The organism is Serratia sp. HNCC26DJ244 (genome assembly GCF_057180565.1).
Genome location: NZ_JBXUGO010000110.1, coordinates 1 through 552, shown reverse-complemented (window position 1 = coordinate 552; position 552 = coordinate 1). Strand labels below are relative to the sequence as shown.

The 552-nt window shown below is 53.3% G+C and carries 1 rRNA gene; it reads left to right on the top strand.

From position 1 onward, the window contains the following. Positions 1 to 552: ribosomal RNA gene (locus tag AC2A06_RS18815) — 23S ribosomal RNA — on the top strand; the annotation flags it as partial.

The following is a 552-nucleotide window of genomic DNA, read 5'->3' as shown; positions in this document are numbered from 1 at the left end:
ATAGGGGAGCCGTAGGGAAACCGAGTCTTAACTGGGCGAATAGTTGCAAGGTATAGACCCGAAACCCGGTGATCTAGCCATGGGCAGGTTGAAGGTTGGGTAACACTAACTGGAGGACCGAACCGACTAATGTTGAAAAATTAGCGGATGACTTGTGGCTGGGGGTGAAAGGCCAATCAAACCGGGAGATAGCTGGTTCTCCCCGAAAGCTATTTAGGTAGCGCCTCGTGAATTCATCTTCGGGGGTAGAGCACTGTTTCGGCTAGGGGGCCATCCCGGCTTACCAACCCGATGCAAACTGCGAATACCGAAGAATGTTATCACGGGAGACACACGGCGGGTGCTAACGTCCGTCGTGAAGAGGGAAACAACCCAGACCGCCAGCTAAGGTCCCAAAGTCATGGTTAAGTGGGAAACGATGTGGGAAGGCACAGACAGCCAGGATGTTGGCTTAGAAGCAGCCATCATTTAAAGAAAGCGTAATAGCTCACTGGTCGAGTCGGCCTGCGCGGAAGATGTAACGGGGCTAAACCATGCACCGAAGCTGCGGCA